A 19,711-nucleotide genomic window follows, 5' to 3' on the forward strand; every position below is an offset into this window, starting at 1 on the left:
GGGGCGCGGTTCAATCCGCGCCCCTGATCCGTTTTCAAGAGACCGTGCGTAGGGGAGACATCCCCGCAAGGGCCCGTAAGAATGGCCTGACAAAAACAGCGACGCGGCAACAGGGGAAATAAGAATGACAAGCGCGCCCGACGCGCCGGAGCAGGGCTTCCGGCTCAGCCAGCTTATCTATGACACGCGTTATCGCTCCCTGACGATCCAGGTGGTCGTCTTCATCCTCGTGATGGGCGGCGCGGCATGGCTGGTGGACAATGTGATCCAGAACCTCAACGATCTCGGGAAGGATTTCAATTTCTCCTTCCTCGGGCAGAGGGCCGGTTACGATATCGGCAATGCCATCATCCCGTATAACAACGACATGAGCCACGGCCGCGCGCTGCTGGTCGGTCTGATCAACACGCTCTGGGTGTCCTTCCTAGGCTGCGTCGCGGCGACGATCATCGGGATCTTCGTGGGCGTGCTGCGCCTCTCGAAGAACTGGCTCGTGGCGCGGCTGATGACTGTCTATGTCGAAGTCTTCCGCAACATCCCGGTGCTGCTCTGGATCCTCGTGGCGATCGCGCTGCTGACCGATGTGGCCCCGTCGCCCAACGCCTACAAGGTGAACCAGCAGACCGGCGAGGCGCAGGCGTCGATGATCCTCGACTCCGTCGCCTTCACCAACCGCTATACCGCGATCCCCGCGGTGCATTTCGACCGCTCGCTTGGATCGCTCGACACGGCGCTCGCGCCGATCTCGCTCGACTTCCTCGCGCTCGTGATCGTGCTGATCGCCTCGATCTGGGTGAACAAGCGGCTTATGACCCATGCCGCCAAAGTACAGGAGGCGACCGGGAAGAGGCCGACCACGTGGTGGAAGAGCATCCTCATCATTCTCGGGCCGGTGCTGATCCTCGCAATCGCGCTCGGCATCAATCCCGAAGAGCCGCAGATCAAGGGCTTCAACTTTACCGGCGGCACGAACGTGTCGAACTCCTTCGTGGCGCTCTGGCTGGGCCTGTCGCTCTATACGGCGGCCTTCATCGCCGAGATTGTTCGCGCCGGTATTCTCGCCATCTCGAAAGGCCAGACCGAGGCCGCCTTTGCGCTGGGTCTGCGGGCCAATCGCACGATGAGCCTCGTGATCCTGCCGCAGGCGCTGCGGGTCATCATCCCGCCGCTGATCTCGCAATATCTGAACCTGACGAAGAACTCCTCGCTCGCGATCGCCGTGGGCTACCTGGAACTGCGCGGCACGTTGGGCGGCATCACCCTGAACCAGACCGGGCGCGAGCTCGAGGCGATCACGCTGATGATGCTGATCTACCTCGCGATCTCGCTGACGATCTCGGGCGTGATGAACGTCTACAACAATCGCGTGAAGCTGAAGGAGCGGTGAGATGAGCGATACCGAAGCCCATTCCGTCGCCTATGTCCGCGACTCGATGCTGCCGCAGCAGCCGGCCCCCGCGGGGCAGTCCGGCGCGGTCCAATGGCTGCGCGAGAACCTGTTCTCGGGCTGGCTGAATACGCTGCTGACCCTTGTGGGCGTGGCGGTGATCTACACGCTGGTCATGCATTTCCTGCCGTGGTTCCTGCATGGCGTCTGGGACGCCAACTCGATCAAGGAGTGCCGCACGATCATCACCGACCGTTACGGCGAAGGCGCGACCGGCGCCTGTTGGGCGGTGATCCGCGAGCGGTGGCACCAGTTCATCTTCGGCTTCTACCCGCCGGAGCTCTACTGGCGTCCGATTCTCGCCTTCCTGCTGCTCTTCGTGGCGGTCGGCCCGCTTCTCTTCACTTGGGTGCCGCGTGCGCTGGCGTGGTTCACGCCGGTCTACCCGTTCCTCGCCGTCTGGCTGCTCTGGGGCGGCACCGGCTGGGCCCCGGTCATGGTGTTCGCGGGTTTCTTGCTGGGCGGGGCGATCTTGATGCTGCTCGCGTCGCGCATCGGCTCCATCGCGGCCTTCTCGGTCGGTGCTTTCGTGACGATCCTCTATTTCCTCTTCGTGGTGGGCCCGCTGATCGGCGGTCTGCAGGCGATCCTCCCCTGGGGAATCGAGCCGGTGGAATCCGCCAAGTTCGGGGGCTTCCTGCTGGCGATCACGCTGGGCGTAGGCGGCATCATGATGTCGCTGCCGCTGGGGATCATCCTTGCACTCGGGCGTCAGTCGGACATGCCTCTGGTCAAGGCCTTCTCGGTGATCTTCATCGAGTTCATCCGCGGCGTCCCGCTGATCACGCTGCTGTTCGTAGCCTCGCTGCTGCTGAACTACTTCCTGCCGCCGGGCACGAATTTCGACATCATCCTGCGGGTGATGATCCTCGTGACCTTCTTCGCCGCGGCCTATATCGCCGAGGTGATCCGCGGCGGTCTCGCGGCGCTTCCGCGGGGCCAATACGAAGCGGCGGATGCGCTGGGGCTCGACTACTGGAAGGCGCAGCGGCTGATCATTCTGCCGCAGGCGCTGAAGATATCGATCCCGGGCATCGTCTCGACCTTCATCGGCATGTTCAAGGATACGACGCTGGTCGTGTTCGTGGGTCTCTTCGACCCGCTCAAGGGCATCCCGGACTTCATCCGCGCCGACTTCAACTGGAAAGGCATCTACTGGGAGCCCTTCATCTTCGTCGGCGCCATCTTCTTTATCCTGAACTTCGCAATGTCGCGCTACTCGATGTCTCTCGAGCGTCGACTGCAGCGTGATAACCATTAATCGGGGACTAGACACAATGACCGAACCGCATTTCGAACGTCAGGTCGACCGCAGCCACATGCAGGTCTCCGACGAGGTTGCGATCCAGATCGAGAACATGAACAAGTGGTATGGCCAGTTTCACGTGCTGCGCGACATCGATCTGACCGTGCAGCGCGGCGAGCGCATCGTCATCGCCGGGCCCTCCGGCTCGGGGAAATCGACGCTGATCCGCTGCATCAACCGGCTCGAGGAACACCAGCAGGGCAAGATCATCGTCGATGGAATCGAACTGACCAACGACCTGAAGAACATCGACAAGATCCGCCGGGAAGTCGGCATGGTGTTCCAGCACTTCAACCTGTTCCCGCATCTCACGATCCTCGAGAATCTGACGCTAGCCCCGATCTGGGTGCGCAAGACGCCCAAGAAGGAAGCCGAAGCGACGGCGATGCATTACCTCGAGAAGGTGAAAATCCCCGAACAGGCGGACAAGTATCCCGGCCAGCTCTCGGGCGGCCAGCAGCAGCGTGTGGCGATCGCGCGTTCGCTGTGCATGAAGCCGCGCATCATGCTCTTCGACGAACCGACCTCGGCACTCGATCCGGAGATGATCAAGGAAGTGCTCGATACGATGATCGAGCTGGCCGAAGAGGGGATGACCATGCTCTGCGTGACCCACGAGATGGGCTTCGCGCAGGCGGTGGCGAACCGGGTGATCTTCATGGCCGACGGTCAGATCGTCGAGCAGAACAACCCGCATGACTTCTTCAACAACCCGAAATCCGAGCGGACCCAGCAGTTCCTGAGCCAGATCCTCGGGCACTGAGCCAAGGCTGCGGGCAGAGGCTGGGGGTTTCATACCCCCAGACCCCCATGGGATATTTCCGCCAAGGCGAAGAATTAAAAAGGGGGCGGCGCGAATACTCGTGCCGCCCCTGTTCTATATTCGGGTCTGATTTAAAGCAGGTCGGAAACCGCTTCACGCTCTTCTTCCAGTTCGCCGACGGTGCGTGCCATCATCTCTTTCTGGAAGTCGTTGAACTCGAGCCCTTCGACGCGCTCGTAATGGCCATCCTTGCAGATCACCGGCAGACCGACCATCAGCCCCTCGGGGATGCCGTAGAGGCCGGTCGACGGCACGGCCATCGACACCCATTTGCCATCGGTGCCGTGGATCCAGTCATGCATGTGATCGATCGCGGCATTCGCGGCGGAGGCGGCCGAGGAGGCGCCGCGCGCTTCAATGATCGCCGCGCCACGGGTGGCGACCTGCGGGATCAGCGTTTCGCGATACCAGGTCTCGTCGCCGATAATCTCGGAGAGCTTGCGGCCCTTCGCTTCGGCTTCGGTCCAATCGGCGAACATCGTGGGCGAGTGGTTGCCCCAGACCACGAAGCGCTCGATGTCGTCGACATGCAGATCGGCTTTCGACGCGAACTGGGTCAGCGCGCGGTTATGGTCGAGCCGGATCATCGCCGTGATGTTCTCGGTGGGGAAGTTCGGCGCGTTGGCCGCGAGGATCATCGCGTTGGTGTTGGCCGGATTGCCGACGACCACGCATTTCGCGTCGCGCTTGGCAGCCTTGTCGAGCGCTTCACCCTGCACGCGGAAGATCTCGGCATTGGCCGACAGCAGGTCGCGGCGCTCCATGCCTTTGGTGCGGGGGCGCGAGCCCACGAAGAACGCGGCATCGATATCGGTGAAGGCGGTCACCGGGTCATCGGTCACGACTGTCCCTGCGAGCAGCGGGAAAGCGCAGTCTTCCAGTTCCATCACGACGCCGCGCACCGCGTCGAGCGCCTGCGGCAGGTCGAGAAGCTGCAAGATCACCGGTTGATCGGGACCGTAGACATCCCCCTTGGCGATGCGAAACAGCAGCGCGTAGCAGATCTGACCGGCAGCCCCGGTGACGGCGATGCGTTTCGGCGTTTGAGCGGACATGGAAACCCTCCTGTGATGATTACGCCCGAGAGATAGGGCACCGGCGCGCGACTGGCCACAGAAAACCGTGTCCCGACGTCACGATCATGGGAGAGAAATGCCGCGATCAGCCGCGCCGGGTCGGCGTGAAGAAATCGAGCACCGATCCCTGTCCCGGCTGCACCTCGTCCCAGCTGTCGATCTGGAAATCGACGATCAGCGTGGCACAGGTGGGGAAACGGCGGAAATCGGGGTCGTGCAGGGCGCGCGCGGGCAGGCGATGGGCGAATTCCGCGATGCCCGGGTTGTGGCCCAGCATCATCACCGTCGGCGCGGAGGCGGTGCGCAGGACCTGCAGCATCATCTCGGGTGCGGCGTGGTAGAGGTCTTCGACATAGCTCACCTGCGGCCGCGTCTCGATCACCGCGCGTTCGACCCGGTCCCACGTCTCGCGGGTGCGGGTGGCCGAGGAGCAGAGCACCTCTTCCGGCTCCAACCCGCGCGAGGCGAGGAAATCGCCGAGTTCCAGCGCGGCGGCTCGGCCACGCCCATTCAGCGGGCGGTCACGATCCTCCATCGCCGGGTCATCCCAGCTGGATTTCGCATGACGGGTCAGGATCAGGCGGCGATAGCCGAGCGGGGTCATGGGTGAAACTGCCTCATATGCCATGCGGATTGCTGGGGCAGCCTGCCATAGCTTTCACCTGCCGGGCAAGCGCGTCTTGCAAGGCAGCCGAGATCGCGACAGGTCGCACCCTCGGGGCGGTCGAGATGCGCGTGACAGCTTGCCGTGTCGTAACCGTCCGCCGTGAGCGCGTCGACCGGGCAGGCGGTGGCGCAGGGCGCGGGGCAACCGAGGCAGGGATTGGCTGCGGCTGCGGGCAGCGGAAGCAAGCCGGGCAGGGCCAGTGCGCCCCGTACCGAGGCCCAGAGGCCCATATGCATATGGCACATCAGGTGGACCGGCGAGGCGAAGCTCTGTCCGCTTTTCAAGGCCCAGCTTACGAATGGCTGCCAGGGCGGACCGGTGAAGGGGAAAAGCGCGCGGGCTTCAAATTGCCGTGCGATGGCGCCGATCACCCGTGCCGACCAGCGATCCAGAGGATCGAGAACGTCCTCGGCGAATTCCGGCTGAGCGGTGACATGCGCCCAAAACCCCGGCTCGTCGGGGGAGATCAGCGCGATCGTCTCGCTGCCCTCATGCAGCAGCCCCGATACGAACAGCCGATGCGGGGCGAGCGCCTCCGCGAGCGGCTCGATCGCCGGAAAAGTCACCGGCGGCGTCTCACTCACCGCGCGGTTTCACGCGCGGCTCGGTCGAGCGGATCATCGAGCCCGCCCCATGTTCGGTGAACAGTTCCAGCAGGCAGGCATTGGCCACGCGCCCGTCGACGATGACAACCGCGCGCACGCCCTCTTCGACCGCTTTCAGCGCGGTCTCGACCTTGGGGATCATGCCGCCCGCGATGGTGCCATCGGCGATCATCGCTGTGACGTCTTCCGGCGTCAGCTGCGTCACCACTTCGCCCGCCTTGTTCTTGACGCCCGCTACGTCGGTCAGCAGGAGCAGGCGATCGGCGCGCAACGCGCCCGCGATGGCGCCAGCCGCAGTGTCGCCATTGACATTGAATGTCTCGTTATCCGCCATACCGGTCGCGACCGGGGCGATCACCGGGATCATTCCCGCGTTGTAGAGGTCGCGGATCACCTGCACGTTCATCTCGACCGGACGACCGACGAAACCGAGTTCCGGGTCGTCCGCCTCGCAGACCATCAGGTCGTCGTCCTTGCCCGAGATACCGACCGCACGACCGCCCTGATCGTTGATCGCCTGCACGATGCGCTTGTTGACGAGGCCCGAGAGGATCATCTCGACCACCTCGACGGTCGCCTTGTCGGTGACGCGCTTGCCGCGGACCCACTGGCTCTCGATGCCGAGCTTGCCCAGCATCTCGTTGATCATCGGCCCGCCGCCATGCACCACGACCGGGAAGATACCGACCTGGCGCATCAGCACGATATCGCGGGCGAAATCGGCCATCGCCTCTTCGTCGCCCATCGCGTTTCCGCCGAATTTCACCACGACCACGGCGCCGGAATAGCGTTGCAGGTAGGGCAGGGCTTCGGAGAGGGTGCGGGCGGTGGCAATCCAGTCACGATCCATGGTCTGCTTTCTCATCTGGCTGGTCCTCGGGCAGGGTGATCCCATCTTGCTAGACCGTTCGCGCCGGGTTTGGAAGGGCGCAATCGGGGCCGTTGCGCTCGGACCAAAACCGACTAGGGTCGGGAACGCGCTGACGGGGAGTTCGAGTGATGGACGATCGCAAAGTAATGCTGCTGACAGGGGCGAGCCGCGGGATCGGCCACGCCACGGTGAAACGTTTCGCAGCCGAGGGGTGGCGCGTGATTACCTGTTCGCGCCAACCGTTTCCCGAGCAATGCCCGTGGGGCGGCGGCCGCGAAGACCACATTCAGGTCGATCTCTCGAAGCCCGACGAGGTGATCGACGCGATCGCAGATATTCGCAGCCGGATCGACGGGCGGCTGCATGCCTTGGTGAACAATGCCGGGATTTCGCCCAAAGGGCCCGAGGGCGAGCGGCTCAATACGCTCGACACCGATCTGCGTACCTGGGGGCAGGTGTTCCACGTCAATTTCTTCGCCTCCATCGTGCTTGCGCGCGGGTTGGTCGAGGAACTGTCGGCGGCGCAGGGGGCTGTGGTCAACGTGACCTCCATCGCCGGGCTGCGGGTGCATCCTTTCGCGGGGGCGGCCTATTCCACGTCGAAGGCGGCACTGAAGGCGCTGACGCGCGAAATGGCGCATGATTTCGGGCCGCTCGGCGTGCGCGTGAACGCGATCGCGCCGGGCGAGATCGAAACCTCGATCCTCAGCCCCGGCACCGAGAAGATCGTCGAGAACCTGCCGTTGCGAAGGCTCGGCCAACCGTCGGAAGTGGCGGATGTGATCTGGTTCCTGTGCTCGGATGCGTCGAGCTACGTCACCGGCACCGAGATCGAGGTGAACGCGGGCCAGCACGTCTGAGGTGGCTCAGGTCTTCTTGCCGATCTTCGGCTCCGTGCCCATTGCAAGGCGTGCGATATTGGTGCGGTGGCGCCAGAAGATCAGCACCGACAGGCCCGCCGCCAGCATCATCAATTCGCGATAGCCGAGGAAATAGGCCAACGGTACCGTCGCCGCCGCCGAAACAAGTGCTGCGAGCGAGGAAATCCGCGTTACCACCGCGGTCACCAGCCAGACGGCGCAGGTCGCGAGACCCACAGGCCAGGCCAGCGCGATCATCGTGCCGAGGAAGGTCGCGACCCCTTTGCCGCCCTGAAAGCGCAGCCAGACCGGGTAGATATGACCGATGAAGGCCGCAGCGCCCGCCACCTGTGCGGCTGTTTCTCCCAGCACATAGCGCGCGATGAGAACCGCGATCGCGCCTTTGCCGCTGTCGAGGAGCAGGGTCGCGAGCGCCGCGCTCTTGCTTCCGGTGCGCAGGACGTTCGTCGCGCCGATATTCCCGGAGCCGATCTTGCGCAGGTCGCCCAGTTTGAAAAGCTTGGTGATAACGAGCCCAAAGGGCACGGATCCGAGCAGGTAGCCCAGTGCAGCCACCAGCCCGAGCCATGCGGACCCGTTCTCAATTCCCGGCATGTGCCTGCCCTCGCCTCATTTATGAGTCGTTATTGTTGTTATAAACCTGCACCCCTGCGACGAATGTGGCAAGCGTTTTGCCTTCCATTCGAGCGGTATCGAAGGGGGTATTCTTCGATTTTGAGCGCAATTTAAACCTGTCGAGCACGAACGGCGCGTCCGGATCGAAGAGCACGAGGTCTGCCGGAGCTCCCTCGGAAAGCCGCCCCTGCGGCAGTCCGAGCCGCTTTGCCGGGTTCAGCGACATCGCCCGGAACAGCTGCGGCAGGGTCAGCTGACCGGCATGATACAGGCGCATCGCAGCAGGCAGGATCGTCTCTAGCCCGACCGCGCCAGAGGCCGCTTCCTCGAAGGGCAGGCGCTTGGATTCCTCGTCGGCGGGCGTGTGGAGCGAGCAGATCACGTCGATCGTTCCGTCCGCCACCGCCTCGATCACCGCGAGCCGGTCTTCCTCGTCGCGCAGCGGCGGCGTCAGTTTGAAAAAGGTTCGGTAATCGCCCACGTCGAGCGCGTTCAGCGTCAGGTGGTGGATCGAGACCCCGGCGGTGACATCAAGCCCCGCCGCCTTCGCACGGCTCAGCGCGGGCAGGGCCTTCGCGGTGGTGATCTGGTCGGCGTGATAGGCGAGGCCCGTCATCTCCACCAGCGCCAGATCGCGGTCGAGCCCCATCCGCTCGGCCATCGGGGACACGCCGGGAAGACCGCGCAGTGAGGCGAATTTGCCCGAGGTGACGGCCGCTCCTTTCGACAGGACCGGTTCCTGCGGATGGCCGATCACCAGAGCCCCCAGATGGGCCGCATAGGTGAAGGCGCGTTGCAGCACCTTGGTCTGATCCGAGACGCGCGTGACATCTGTGAAAGCCACCGCGCCGGCATCTTTCAGAAAGCCGATCTCGGTCATTTCCTGCCCGTCGCGGCCCTTGGTCAGCGCCGCCATATGGAGGATACGCACCGGCGCATCCGCTGCACGGCGTGTGACGAATTCCAGCGTCTCGGGATTGTCGATGGCGGGCTGCGTGTCGGGACGGGCGATGATGGTGGTCACGCCCCCGGCTGCGGCGGCCAGCGCCGCCGTGCGGAAGCTTTCCATGTGGCGCTCGCCCGGCTCACCGATCTTCACACCCAGATCGACGATCCCCGGCGCGAGGCATTTGCCGCGGCAATCGATCACCTCGGCATCGGCGGGCGCGGACATGTCGCCGATCGCCGCGATCCGGTCGCCGTCGATCACCACGTTTCCGGTAGTTTCGGTCAGTGCCTCGGGGTCGATCAGGCGGGCGTTTTCGAGGAAAAGGGTCATGCTTCGTGCCTCACTTCGCCACCAGTTTGCGCGCGGCCCGCGCGCTCTCGATTTCGCGCACCACCGGGCCTGCATCGGCGAGGTGGCGGATCAGATGCTTGTCGCCGCTTTTCGTCACGACCTGCACGTCGCCCATCAGCGAGCGCACCGCGTCAATCTGCAGCAGCATCACCTGTTTGCCCTGTGGCCCGATCAGGCGGCGGTCGGTCAATTGCCAGCGCCGCGCGAAGGCCTCCGAGCGGAAATAGAGCCCGCGGGCAGCCATGCCGACCACGATGGCGAAGCTCGCGATCACCACCTGATCGGGTTTGCCGAGCCAGAACAGCACCGCCGAGACCAGCACCGCACCGATCACCGCCAGAACCGCATGGTCGGTCCAGTAGCGTTTCTTGTCCGCCGTGAAGACGGCCAGAACTTTCTCGCCCTCTTCCAGCGGCAATTCGCTTTCGGGGCCGGGGCGGTAGTTGAGAACCTCGTCGCGCTTGATCTCAGACATAGGTACCCTCCGTCAAAGCGCGCCCGCGCTCTGCCCGCAGGTTGCGCGCCAAGAGATCCATCACCGCCATGCGCACCGCCACGCCCATCTCGACCTGTTCCTGAATGACCGAGCGGTTGATGTCGTCGGCGATGGTGCCGTCGATCTCCACGCCGCGGTTCATCGGGCCCGGATGCATGACGATCGCGTCTTCCTTGGCATAGGCGAGCTTCTCGGCATCCAGCCCGTAGCGGTGGAAATATTCGCGCTCCGACGGGATGAAGCCACCATCCATCCGCTCTTTCTGAAGCCGCAGCATCATCACCACATCGGCGTCGCGCAGGCCTTCGCGCATGTCGTGATAGACTTCGCAGCCGAATTCGCCCACGCCCGAGGGCATCAGCGTCGGCGGCGCCACGAGGCGTACGCGGTTCTCCATCTTGCCCAGGAGGATCAGGTTGGAGCGCGCCACCCGGCTATGGGCGACATCGCCGCAGATCGCGACCGTGAGGCGCTTGATCCGGCCCTTCTCGCGCCGGATCGTCAGCGCATCCAGAAGTGCCTGCGTGGGGTGTTCATGCTTGCCGTCGCCCGCATTGATCACCGCGCATTCGACCTTCTGCGCCAACAGATCGACCGCGCCGGACGAGCCGTGCCGCACCACCAGCAGATCGGGATGCATCGCGTTCAGCGTCAGCGCGGTGTCGATCAGGGTTTCGCCCTTCTTCACCGAAGAGGTCTGCATCGACATGTTCATCACGTCCGCTCCGAGCCGCTTGCCCGCAAGCTCGAAACTCGATTGGGTCCGCGTCGAATTCTCGAAGAACATGTTGATCGCGGTCATCCCGGCCAACGCGTCGGTCTTTTTCACCGTGCGACGGTTCAGATCCACATATTGTTCGGCGAGGTCGAGAACGGTGAGGATATCCTCGGGGCTCAGATGTTCGATCCCCAGCAGGTGCCTTGGGCGAAAAGCCATTGCGCGATGCTCCGGTTAGACTGCGACGCTTATGGCAAACGGGGGGGCGGGCGTCCAGCCGCTTTACCGACGCAGCGCCCATGGGGTAGGGTCGCGCAATGGAGACTCAGCCGACCCCGGAAATCGACTATCACGCAGCTCTGGCCGCCCTCGAATGGCAGCTGGAAATGGGCGTCGACACCGTCATCGGTGACACGCCGGTCGACTGCTATGCGCTGCCCGATAAATCCGCGCAGGCCAAGGCGAAGGCGCCCGAGGCTGCGCCCGTGGCGGACCGGGATTTGCCGCCGGTGGCGCAGATGGCAAAGATCGAGGGCCCCGATCCGGTCGTGGTCGCGCGTGATGCAGCGGGCAAGGCCGAGACGCTCGAAGGTCTGCGGGCCGCAATCGACGCCTATGAGATGTGTGATCTGAAGCTCGGCGCGCGCAATACGGTCTTTGCCGATGGCAAACCTGCCGCGCGGGTGATGATCATCGGCGAGGCGCCGGGGCGCGAAGAGGATCAGAAGGGTCTGCCTTTCGTGGGACGCGCCGGTCAACTGCTCGACAAAATGTTCGGCGCGATCGGTCTCTCGCGGCAATCGCCCGATGCCGAGGCGGCGCTCTACATCACCAATGTCCTGCCTTGGCGTCCGCCGGGCAATCGCGACCCCGCGCCTGCCGAGATCGCGCAGATGCTGCCATTCCTCGCCCGCCATGTCGATCTGGCCGATCCTGATCTGATCGTTCTGATGGGCAATGCGTCCTGTGCGGCGGCGCTAGGCAAACGCGGCATTCTGCGGCTGCGGGGCACATGGGCCGAGGCCTTCGGGCGGCCTGCGCTGCCGATGACCCACCCGGCCTACCTGCTGCGCAATCCGGCGGCGAAGCGCGAGGCATGGGCGGATCTGCTGCAAATCCGCGCCCGTCTTGATCAGGCGTAAACCGCGCCAAACGGTCGCGTTTTCGTGAAAAAAGTGACGGACGCGGCCCCGTGACGCGTAGAGATAACCATTCCCTGCACCTATTTCGGCAAGGTAACATGGAAATCGCGCGACCGTGGGCAATCGCGAGCGCCCGCGCCACTGACGACTGATCGGAGATGCCATGCGCTTTCTCACCCGCTCCCTGATGGGGCTGTTTCTTCTGGCGCTGACCGTCGGCCTGCTGGCGATGGGCGGCTTCTCGATCTTTCAGGCGATGCAGGCCCGCAATGCCGAGAGCGGGCGTGCCCCTACCGCGCGCGAAAGGATTTTTGCTGCCAATGTGATCCCGGTCACCTTCAAGACGATGTCGCCCGTGCTGACCGCCTATGGCGAGGTGCGCTCGACCCGCGAGCTGGAACTGCGCGCCGCGACGGCAGGCACGATCGTCGAGCTTGCCCCCGATTTCGAGGATGGTGCGGAGGTTGAGAAGGGCGCGCTTCTGGTCAAGCTGGACCCGGCGGAGGCGCAGGCGGCGCGCGACAGCGCTGCGGCGACCGTGGCCGAGGCCGAAGCCGCGCTTGCGCAGGCCGAGCGCGCTTTGACCATCGCGAGGGACGACGTGACGGCGGCGCAGCGGCAAGCCGATCTGCGGCTCAAGGCGCTCGACCGGCAGCGCTCGCTCTCGGAGCGGGGCGTCGGCTCTGCTGCCAATCTGGAGACTTCGGAACTGGCGGCCTCGGCGGCCGATCAGGCGGTGTTGAACCGCCGCTCGGCATTGTCGACTGCGCAGGCGCAGCTCGATACCGCGCGCACCTCGCTGACCCGCGCCAAGATCGGCCTGACCGAAGCCGACCGGAAACTGACCGATACCGAGATTCGCGCCGAATTTTCCGGGCGACTGGCCGAGGTGAACGCGGTCGCTGGTGGGCTGGTGTCGAATAACGAGATGCTGGGCAAGCTGATCGACCCCAACGCGCTGGAAATCGCCTTCCGCGTCTCCACCGCGCAGTTTGCGCGCCTGATCGACGCGCGGGGCGCGCTGCGCGATCTGCCCGTGGGGGTGGAGCTGGTCGCGGGCGAGGAGACGCTGACCGCCAAGGCAGAGCTTTCGCGCGTGTCGGCGGCGGTCGATGACGGGGTGACGGGGCGCCTGCTGTTCGCGCGTGTCACCGACGGTCTGGGCAATCTGCGTCCGGGCGATTTCGTGACCGTCCGGCTGGAGGAGCCCGCGCTCGAGAATGTCGCCGAGATTCCCGCCGCGGCGGTCGATGCGGATGGCACGGTTCTCGTGCTCGGCCCGGAAGACCGTCTGGAAACCGCCGATGTCACCGTGCTGCGCCGGCAGGGCGACGCCGTCATCATCCGCGCTGAATTCGCGCCCGGCACCGAGATCGTCGCCGAGCGCACGCCGCTTCTGGGCCGTGGAATCAAGCTGCGTCCGATGCGCCCCAGTCAGTCGCAGGCGGCCGCCGGACCGGAGACGATCAATCTCGATCCCGAGCGCCGCGCCAAGCTGGTAAGCTTCGTCGAAACCAACAAAGTCATGCCCGATACTGCCAAGCAGCGGTTCCTTGCCGAGCTGAAGCAGGACGAAGTGCCCGTCGCCACCGTCGAGAAGCTCGAATCCCGGATCGGAGGCTGAGATGCGCTCCGACCTCGATCCGCGCGAATTGCCGCCCGCCCGCGGGCTGATCGGCCTCTTCACCCGCCACGCGACGCTGGCGAATATCGTGCTGGTCGTGATGATCTGCGCGGGGCTCGTTGCCCTGCCGCGGATGCGCGCGCAGTTCTTCCCGGACTCGGTCGAGGAATCGATCACCGTCTCGGTGAAATGGGACGGCGCTGGCGCGGAGGAGGTCGACCGGGCGATCGTTCAGGTGCTGGAGCCGTCACTGATCTCGGTCGAGGGGGTGGAAGCCTCGGACAGCCGAGCCTCGGAAGGCTCGGCGCGGATCAGTCTCGATTTCGAACCCGGCTGGGACATGTCCCGCGCGGTGAACGATGTCGAGAACGCTTTGGCCTCGGCAGGCGATCTGCCCGAGGGGGCCGAAGACCCGGAAGTCGCACGCGGCGTCTGGCGCGAGACGGTGACCGACATGGTGATCACCGGACCGCTCTCCCCCGAGCAGTTGGGCCGACTGGGCGACGAGGCGGTCGTGCGGCTCTACCAGCAAGGCGTCACGCGCACCTCGCTCGCAGGGATCGCCGCGCCCGAGACGGTGGTCGAAGTGCCGACCGTCTCGATGATGGCCCACGACGTGACGCTGACGCAGATCATCGATGTGATCTCCGCCGAGGCGAATACCGATCCGGCGGGCGAAGTGGCGGGCGGTGCCACGCGGGTACGCACGGGCGAAGAGCGCCGCTCCGCCCCCGAAATCGAGAACCTCGTGATCCGCACCGAACCGGACGGTTCGCAGCTGACCGTGGGCGACGTCGCAAACATCCGGGTCGAGGGCGGGGACCGCAATCAGGCCTATTTCGTCGGCGACAATCCGGCGGTGGTGATCAATGTCGCGCGCTCTGCGGCTGGCGATGCGATCGCGATCCAGCGCAAGGTCGAAGGCGTGATCGACCAGATGCAGCCGACGCTGCCGGCGGGCACCTCGATGGATCTGGTGCGCACGCGCTCCGACGCGATCACGCAGCGCCTCGATCTGCTGGTGGGCAACGGGGTACTGGGGCTGGGCCTCGTGCTGGTGCTGCTGTTCCTGTTCCTCAATGCGCGCACGGCTTTCTGGGTGGCGATGGGGATCCCGACCTCGATGGCTGCGGCTCTGGCGGTGATGTATTTCACGGGGATGACGCTCAACATGATCTCGATCTTTGCGCTCATCCTGACGCTGGGGATTGTCGTCGACGATGCGATCGTGGTGGGCGAGCATGCCGATTTCCGCGCCCGCCATCTGGGAGAGCATCCCACGCTCGCCGCCGAGAATGGCGCGCGGCGCATGGCCGCCCCGGTCTTCGCCTCGACCTTGACCACGGTGATCGCCTTCGCCGGGCTGACCGTGATCGGCGGGCGCATGGGTAATATGATCGTCGATATTCCCTACACGGTGATCGCGGTGCTTGCTGCCTCGTTGATCGAGTGCTTCGTGATCCTGCCCAACCATATGAGCCACGCGCTGCGGCATACGTCCGAGGGCAAATGGTACGATTGGCCTTCGCGGCAGGCGAACCGCGGCCTCGACTGGTTCCGCCGCGTGGTGATGAAGCCGTTGACCCGGCTGATCGTTATCGGGCGCTACCCGGTGATCGCGGCGGCAATTGCGCTTCTGCTGTGGCAGGTCAGCTTCGTGATGTCGGGCAAGGTACAGTGGCGCTTCTTCAACCCGCCGGAACAATCGACGGTGAACGGCGCCTTCTCGATGGTCGAGGGCGCGACGCGGGCCGACACCGAAGAGATGATGCGCGCGATGCAGGCGACCGTCACCAAGGTCGCGAAGGAGTTCGAGGATGAGTACGGGGTGAACCCGGTCGAATACGCGCTGGGACAGATCGGTGGCGCGTCGGGGCGCGGGTTGGCCTCTGCCGATACCAAGGATGCCGATCTTCTCGGCTCGATCTCCATCGAGGTGATCGACCCCGATTACCGGCCCTATTCCAGCTTCGACTTCGTCTCGCGACTGCAGGCCGAAACGCCGCGCATGCCGCTGGTCGAGGAGATCAGCTTCCGCCGTTTCCGCTCCGGCGGGGCAGGGGACGGTATCGCGGTCCAGTTCTCGGGTAGCGAGACGCGCATCCTGAAGGAGGCCGCCGAAGACCTGAAGACGCAGCTTGCGCAATTCCCTGAAGTCTCGGCGGTGGAGGACAATCTCGCCTATGACAAGCAGGAGTTGATCCTTGATCTCACCCCGCAGGGCGAGGCGCTGGGCTTCGATATCGCGACGCTGAGCCGAGAATTGCGCGCGCGCCTGAACGGCACCGAGGCTGCGAGCTTCCCCGACGGGGTGCGCTCGGCCACGATCCGGGTGGAGCTTCCCGAGCAGGAACTAGCTGCGGATTTCATCGACCGGATGCAGTTGCGCGCACCGGGCGGCGAATGGGTGCCGCTGGCCGATATCGTCTCGGTGCGCAGCCAGACGGGCTTCTCGACGATCCGGCGCGAGGATGGCGTGCGGCAGGTCTCTGTCACCGGCGATGTCTCCGAGGACGACCCGGCGCGGGCCAACGAGATCATGGCGCGGATCAGCGACGACATCCTGCCCCGCATCGCCGAGGAGCGCGGCGTGGCCTATACGCTCACCGGGCAGGCCGAGCAGGAGCGCGACTTCCTGAGCGACGCCATGATGGGCCTGATCATGTGCCTGATCGGCATCTACATCGTGCTGGCGTGGATTTTCGCGAGCTGGACCCGGCCGATCGTGGTGATGTCGGTGATCCCCTTCGGCGCGGTCGGCGCGATCTGGGGCCACTACATCTGGAACCTGCCGATGTCGATGTTCGCCGTTGTAGGCGGAATCGGCATGGTGGGGATCATCATCAACGACGCGATCGTGTTGATCTCAACGGTGGACGAATATGCCGAACGACGCGGCATGGTGCCCGCGATCGTCGACGCGGTCTCGGATCGTCTGCGCCCGGTGCTGCTGACGACGCTGACGACGGTTCTGGGCCTCGCGCCGCTACTTTACGAACAGTCGAGTTCGGCGCTGTTCCTGAAATCCACCGTCATCACGCTGGTCTACGGTCTGGGCTTCGGGATGGTGATCGTGTTGCTGGTCGTGCCCGCGGTGCTGGCGGTGCAGCTCGATTTCGGGCGGCAGGTGCAGGCGGTGCGTCACGGCGTGCGGGTCGTACGGCTGCGCGGCGTTCTGGCCGGGGTTGCGGCGCTGATGGCGTTGGGCTTCGCGCTCACGCTGGGCCGCGCGATGTGGGAGGGGGAGGCGCTGATGCCCGCCTTCGGAGGCTTCGCGCTGATCGCGGCGATGGTGGCGATGGGGGCGGGGCTGATCGCGCCGCGGCTTTTGCGCGGCCATATCCGCCACAGGCCGCCGCCCGAAGTCTGAGAAGCCCGACGCCTGAAGGGGTGATTACTCGGTGCAGCCCATGATCTCGACCGCGCCGCGATCGGAGAGCACGGTGATGCGTATATCGCTCGGATCGAGGTCGAAGGGCTTCGCGTCGGGCGGCACGAAGTCGGCGCTCGTCACGAGGGTGTCGCCCTCGCGGTGGCTGTCGGCCTCGGACACCCAGACCGGGCGCGAGGCCAGTTCCAGAAGGGTATTTTCCTTGCCGATAGCGGGCGGCAGGTCGATCCGCGCCGTGAGTCGCACCCCGTCCTTCTTCGGCTCCGTCTCGCAGCGCGTCGGCGGGTCGATCTGGCGTGGTTCGCGTGCAAGCGCCGCCTGAATCTTCGGATCGGTGGTGCCGTCGGCGGTGACCTCCGTTTCCAGCTGCAGGCTGACCGGCACGCAGATATTCTCGCAGATCCCGATCATCACATCGGCTTTCAACTGCACCGGCTTGTCCGGGTCTTTCGGCGTCACCGAGATCGGCAGCACGACGCCGTCGTGATAGCCGACGGTGCGCATCCCGGAGGACAGGAACACTTCCGGTGCGGGCCAGTGGACTACGGCGGAGGCGAGATTGCTCGACCCGGTGAACTGAATATGCGGCGGGATGCCTGCATCGCCCGGCGAGCGCCAATAGGTCTTCCAACCGGGAGCGAGCGCGATCTCCAGCGCCGCCATACGGGCGCCATTCGCGCCTTTTCCGCCTGTGCGCAGCTGCGCCTGTTCCAGCCCCGGGGGCGTCGGCAGTGCGGGCATTGATGCCTCCTGCGGCGCGACCTGCTCCTGCGCTGCGATCTGCGCAACAGCTTCCTGCGCCGCCACGCCAAGCGGGCAACAACCGAGCAGAATTCCCATCACTGGTAACAAACGTGTCATATCTTTTACCTAGTCGCTTCCCTGCACGTTCAGAAGTCACAAACGCGACAGAAGCGTGCAACATTTTGTCCAGGCGCGTCACAATACCAAACAATTCCTGCGTCCGGCTTGAATCGACGTCTTCCCCGCGCCACCTTGAATAGAGACGGGATGCATTTTGCGAAGGGGATCGAGATGGACCTGACAGGCAAGTTTCTGATCGCGATGCCCGGCATGGGCGATCCGCGATTCGAGCATTCGGTGATCGCCGTATGCGCCCATTCCGATGAGGGTGCGATGGGCTTGATCATCAACAAGCCCTTGCCGTCGCCGGCCTTCTCGGACCTTCTCGAAAGCCTCGATATCGACCGGCCCGGCGCGGATATCCGCCTCGATCAGCCGATCCTGTTCGGTGGCCCGGTCGAGACCGGGCGCGGCTTCGTGCTGCATTCGCCCGACTGGACGACCGGCGAGGGCCAGATGGAGGTCACCGATCGCCTGCGCATGACCGGCACGCGCGACATTCTCGAAGACATCGCGCGGGGGCGCGGCCCGAACCAGGCGCTGATGGCGCTGGGGTATGCGGGCTGGGGGCCGGGGCAGCTTGAAGAGGAAATCCTCGACAATGGCTGGCTCACCGCCGACAGCGATGCCGATCTCGCGCTCGATAGCGATCATGAGACGAAATGGGTGCGCGCGCTGGAAGGCATGGGGATCGACCCGCGGACGCTTTCGGCTGCGGCGGGTCATGCCTGAGGGCTGAACGGGGCTCCGCCCTCTCGGCGCGTCCGCGCCTCACCCCCGGGATATTTAAGCCAACACGAAGACGCAATCAGTCGCGCGGCGCCGCCGCGCGGCGCAGGCGGTCGTTGATCGCGCGACCGAGGCCGGTTTCCGGGACCGGGGCGAAGGCGAGTGTGGAAAGGCCGCGCGTCTTCGCCAGCGCATCGCCTTTGCGCAGCATAGCGAAAAGATTTGCGGCGGCTTCGGTCAGATCGCCTGAAGGCGACAGGTTCAGATCGGCGGTCGGGCAATCGCCGCCGAAGCCGATCCAGACCGCGTCGGGGCGCGGGGCGGTCACGTCCAGCAGCACGGCCGCGCCCGGCGCATAATGCGATTTGAGCTGCCCCGGTGCATTTGGTTTGGATGCGTCACCGCCGGTGGGCAGTGGCTGGCCGATCAGTGCCTCGATCTCTTCGGCCGCGACCCCGCCGGGGCGCAGCAGCGCGGGCGGATCGAGCGCGAGAATGGTGGATTCCACCCCGACCACGCAGGGGCCGCCATCGATCACCGCCGCGATTTTGCCGTCCAGCCCGTCAATCACATGCTGCGCTGTGGTCGGGCTGATCTTGCCGGAGGGGTTCGCAGAGGGCGCGGCGAGCGGCCCGCCGAATTCCGTCAGCAGCGCGCGGGCGACCGGATGCGCGGGCAGGCGGATCGCGACCGTGTCATGCCCGGCGGTCACCAGATCGGAAAGCCCGGCATCGGGGCGCAGCGGCAGCACCAGCGTCAGCGGCCCCGGCCAGTAGCGCGCGGCGATCTCTCGAGCGGCGTCGGAGACCACGGCGATCTCTTCCGCCGCCTCGATCGAAGGCAGATGGACGATCAGCGGATTGAATTTCGGACGTCCCTTCGCCGCGAAGATGGCCGCCACCGCGCGGTCGTTGCGCGCATCGCCTGCAAGCCCGTAGACCGTCTCGGTCGGCATCGCGACCAGCTCGCCTGCGCGCAGCAGAGCGGCTGCCTGCGCATAGCCGTCGGCATCGGCGGAAAGGAGTTTCGTGTCTTGGCTCATGCAGTCGTGACGCAGCGTTGGAGTTGAAGGGGGCTGCCCTTGCGGTAGGGTGATGGCAACCCGACAGGACATAGACGCGCGCGCGGCAATTGCCAAGCTGCCCGGAGGAGACCC

The 19,711-nt window shown here is 65.1% G+C and carries 18 protein-coding genes; 8 read left to right on the plus strand and 10 right to left on the minus strand.

The genetic code is table 11. The annotated features are described in order from the left end of the window. Positions 1–124: 124 nt before the first annotated feature. The 3 genes from BMG03_RS03915 to BMG03_RS03925 are packed head-to-tail and all read left to right on the plus strand — an operon-like array spanning position 125 to position 3,516. Positions 125–1,387: an amino acid ABC transporter permease gene (locus tag BMG03_RS03915; protein ID WP_075775957.1), complete on the plus strand. Its 1,263-nt coding sequence runs from the start codon at positions 125–127 to the stop codon at positions 1,385–1,387. Position 1,388: 1 nt separating this feature from the next. Then, positions 1,389–2,708, plus strand: a complete 1,320-nt coding sequence (locus tag BMG03_RS03920; RefSeq protein WP_075775958.1) for an amino acid ABC transporter permease — start codon at positions 1,389–1,391, stop codon at positions 2,706–2,708. A 16-nt stretch (positions 2,709–2,724) separates the two neighbouring features. Next, complete coding sequence (locus BMG03_RS03925) at positions 2,725–3,516, plus strand: amino acid ABC transporter ATP-binding protein (protein WP_075775959.1); 792 nt, start codon at positions 2,725–2,727, stop codon at positions 3,514–3,516. 131 nt (positions 3,517–3,647) lie between these two features. Here BMG03_RS03925 and BMG03_RS03930 read toward each other — a convergent pair whose 3' ends face one another. The 4 genes from BMG03_RS03930 to argB form a co-directional block, all read right to left on the minus strand. Then, positions 3,648–4,631 (minus strand): malate dehydrogenase, encoded by a 984-nt coding sequence (locus tag BMG03_RS03930; RefSeq protein WP_075775960.1) that lies wholly within the window; start codon positions 4,629–4,631, stop codon positions 3,648–3,650. Between the two features lie 106 nt (positions 4,632–4,737). Further along, positions 4,738–5,256 carry a SixA phosphatase family protein gene (locus BMG03_RS03935; RefSeq protein ID WP_075775961.1) on the minus strand — a complete coding sequence of 173 codons (519 nt, stop codon included), beginning with the start codon at positions 5,254–5,256 and terminating at the stop codon, positions 4,738–4,740. Then, positions 5,253–5,903: a ferredoxin gene (locus tag BMG03_RS03940; RefSeq protein WP_233243099.1), complete on the minus strand. Its 651-nt coding sequence runs from the start codon at positions 5,901–5,903 to the stop codon at positions 5,253–5,255. Before BMG03_RS03940 ends, BMG03_RS03935 begins: the two co-directional genes overlap by 4 nt. Then, a complete protein-coding gene (argB, locus tag BMG03_RS03945) occupies positions 5,896–6,774 on the minus strand; it encodes an acetylglutamate kinase (RefSeq protein ID WP_075775963.1) in 879 nt (292 codons plus the stop codon). Before argB ends, BMG03_RS03940 begins: the two co-directional genes overlap by 8 nt. A gap of 149 nt (positions 6,775–6,923) precedes the next feature. Between argB and BMG03_RS03950 the strand changes: the two genes are divergently transcribed. Further along, positions 6,924–7,655, plus strand: a complete 732-nt coding sequence (locus BMG03_RS03950; protein ID WP_075775964.1) for an SDR family NAD(P)-dependent oxidoreductase — start codon at positions 6,924–6,926, stop codon at positions 7,653–7,655. Between the two features lie 6 nt (positions 7,656–7,661). Here BMG03_RS03950 and plsY read toward each other — a convergent pair whose 3' ends face one another. The 4 genes from plsY to BMG03_RS03970 are packed head-to-tail and all read right to left on the minus strand — an operon-like array spanning position 7,662 to position 11,024. Then, the gene (plsY, locus tag BMG03_RS03955) at positions 7,662–8,270 is read right to left on the minus strand and encodes a glycerol-3-phosphate 1-O-acyltransferase PlsY (protein ID WP_075775965.1); all 609 of its coding nucleotides are present in this window, start codon (positions 8,268–8,270) and stop codon (positions 7,662–7,664) included. A gap of 19 nt (positions 8,271–8,289) precedes the next feature. Further along, complete coding sequence (gene pyrC, locus BMG03_RS03960) at positions 8,290–9,570, minus strand: dihydroorotase (RefSeq protein WP_075775966.1); 1,281 nt, start codon at positions 9,568–9,570, stop codon at positions 8,290–8,292. Between the two features lie 10 nt (positions 9,571–9,580). Further along, a complete protein-coding gene (locus BMG03_RS03965) occupies positions 9,581–10,066 on the minus strand; it encodes a hypothetical protein (RefSeq protein ID WP_077701094.1) in 486 nt (161 codons plus the stop codon). Next, positions 10,059–11,024: an aspartate carbamoyltransferase catalytic subunit gene (locus tag BMG03_RS03970; protein ID WP_075775967.1), complete on the minus strand. Its 966-nt coding sequence runs from the start codon at positions 11,022–11,024 to the stop codon at positions 10,059–10,061. Before BMG03_RS03970 ends, BMG03_RS03965 begins: the two co-directional genes overlap by 8 nt. 98 nt (positions 11,025–11,122) lie before the next feature. Here BMG03_RS03970 and BMG03_RS03975 point away from each other — a divergent pair, with 98 nt between their 5' ends. The 3 genes from BMG03_RS03975 (at position 11,123) to BMG03_RS03985 (ending at position 16,941) form a co-directional block, all read left to right on the plus strand. After that, the gene (locus tag BMG03_RS03975) at positions 11,123–11,947 is read left to right on the plus strand and encodes a uracil-DNA glycosylase (RefSeq protein WP_075775968.1); all 825 of its coding nucleotides are present in this window, start codon (positions 11,123–11,125) and stop codon (positions 11,945–11,947) included. 163 nt (positions 11,948–12,110) lie between these two features. Continuing rightward, positions 12,111–13,571: an efflux RND transporter periplasmic adaptor subunit gene (locus BMG03_RS03980; protein ID WP_075775969.1), complete on the plus strand. Its 1,461-nt coding sequence runs from the start codon at positions 12,111–12,113 to the stop codon at positions 13,569–13,571. Between the two features lies 1 nt (position 13,572). Next, complete coding sequence (locus BMG03_RS03985; protein ID WP_075775970.1) at positions 13,573–16,941, plus strand: efflux RND transporter permease subunit; 3,369 nt, start codon at positions 13,573–13,575, stop codon at positions 16,939–16,941. A gap of 24 nt (positions 16,942–16,965) precedes the next feature. Here the strand turns inward: BMG03_RS03985 and BMG03_RS03990 are convergent, their stop codons facing one another. Next, positions 16,966–17,823: a protein-disulfide reductase DsbD domain-containing protein gene (locus tag BMG03_RS03990; protein ID WP_077701095.1), complete on the minus strand. Its 858-nt coding sequence runs from the start codon at positions 17,821–17,823 to the stop codon at positions 16,966–16,968. A 174-nt stretch (positions 17,824–17,997) separates the two neighbouring features. Here BMG03_RS03990 and BMG03_RS03995 point away from each other — a divergent pair, with 174 nt between their 5' ends. Continuing rightward, positions 17,998–18,558, plus strand: coding sequence for a YqgE/AlgH family protein (locus BMG03_RS03995; protein WP_075776024.1), 561 nt, complete (start codon positions 17,998–18,000; stop codon positions 18,556–18,558). 76 nt (positions 18,559–18,634) lie between these two features. On the opposite strand, the gene BMG03_RS04000 is transcribed toward BMG03_RS03995, so the two are convergent. Further along, entirely contained in the window at positions 18,635–19,597 is a 963-nt protein-coding gene (locus BMG03_RS04000; protein ID WP_075775971.1) for an L-threonylcarbamoyladenylate synthase, read from the minus strand. Positions 19,598–19,711 lie beyond the last annotated feature (114 nt).

The sequence above is a fragment of the Thioclava nitratireducens genome (assembly GCF_001940525.2).
Taxonomy (GTDB): domain Bacteria; phylum Pseudomonadota; class Alphaproteobacteria; order Rhodobacterales; family Rhodobacteraceae; genus Thioclava; species Thioclava nitratireducens.

Coding starts and splice junctions, on each gene's coding strand:
- BMG03_RS03920 (WP_075775958.1), top strand. CDS start 1,389: ATGAGCGATACCGAAGCCCATTCCGTCGCCTATGTCCGCGACTCGATG.
- BMG03_RS03950 (WP_075775964.1), top strand. CDS start 6,924: ATGGACGATCGCAAAGTAATGCTGCTGACAGGGGCGAGCCGCGGGATC.
- BMG03_RS03935 (WP_075775961.1), bottom strand. CDS start 5,256: ATGACCCCGCTCGGCTATCGCCGCCTGATCCTGACCCGTCATGCGAAA.
- BMG03_RS03975 (WP_075775968.1), top strand. CDS start 11,123: ATGGAGACTCAGCCGACCCCGGAAATCGACTATCACGCAGCTCTGGCC.
- BMG03_RS03970 (WP_075775967.1), bottom strand. CDS start 11,024: ATGGCTTTTCGCCCAAGGCACCTGCTGGGGATCGAACATCTGAGCCCC.
- BMG03_RS03930 (WP_075775960.1), bottom strand. CDS start 4,631: ATGTCCGCTCAAACGCCGAAACGCATCGCCGTCACCGGGGCTGCCGGT.
- BMG03_RS03980 (WP_075775969.1), top strand. CDS start 12,111: ATGCGCTTTCTCACCCGCTCCCTGATGGGGCTGTTTCTTCTGGCGCTG.
- BMG03_RS03915 (WP_075775957.1), top strand. CDS start 125: ATGACAAGCGCGCCCGACGCGCCGGAGCAGGGCTTCCGGCTCAGCCAG.
- pyrC (WP_075775966.1), bottom strand. CDS start 9,570: ATGACCCTTTTCCTCGAAAACGCCCGCCTGATCGACCCCGAGGCACTG.
- plsY (WP_075775965.1), bottom strand. CDS start 8,270: ATGCCGGGAATTGAGAACGGGTCCGCATGGCTCGGGCTGGTGGCTGCA.
- BMG03_RS03985 (WP_075775970.1), top strand. CDS start 13,573: ATGCGCTCCGACCTCGATCCGCGCGAATTGCCGCCCGCCCGCGGGCTG.
- BMG03_RS03995 (WP_075776024.1), top strand. CDS start 17,998: ATGGACCTGACAGGCAAGTTTCTGATCGCGATGCCCGGCATGGGCGAT.
- argB (WP_075775963.1), bottom strand. CDS start 6,774: ATGGATCGTGACTGGATTGCCACCGCCCGCACCCTCTCCGAAGCCCTG.
- BMG03_RS03925 (WP_075775959.1), top strand. CDS start 2,725: ATGACCGAACCGCATTTCGAACGTCAGGTCGACCGCAGCCACATGCAG.
- BMG03_RS03965 (WP_077701094.1), bottom strand. CDS start 10,066: ATGTCTGAGATCAAGCGCGACGAGGTTCTCAACTACCGCCCCGGCCCC.
- BMG03_RS04000 (WP_075775971.1), bottom strand. CDS start 19,597: ATGAGCCAAGACACGAAACTCCTTTCCGCCGATGCCGACGGCTATGCG.
- BMG03_RS03990 (WP_077701095.1), bottom strand. CDS start 17,823: ATGACACGTTTGTTACCAGTGATGGGAATTCTGCTCGGTTGTTGCCCG.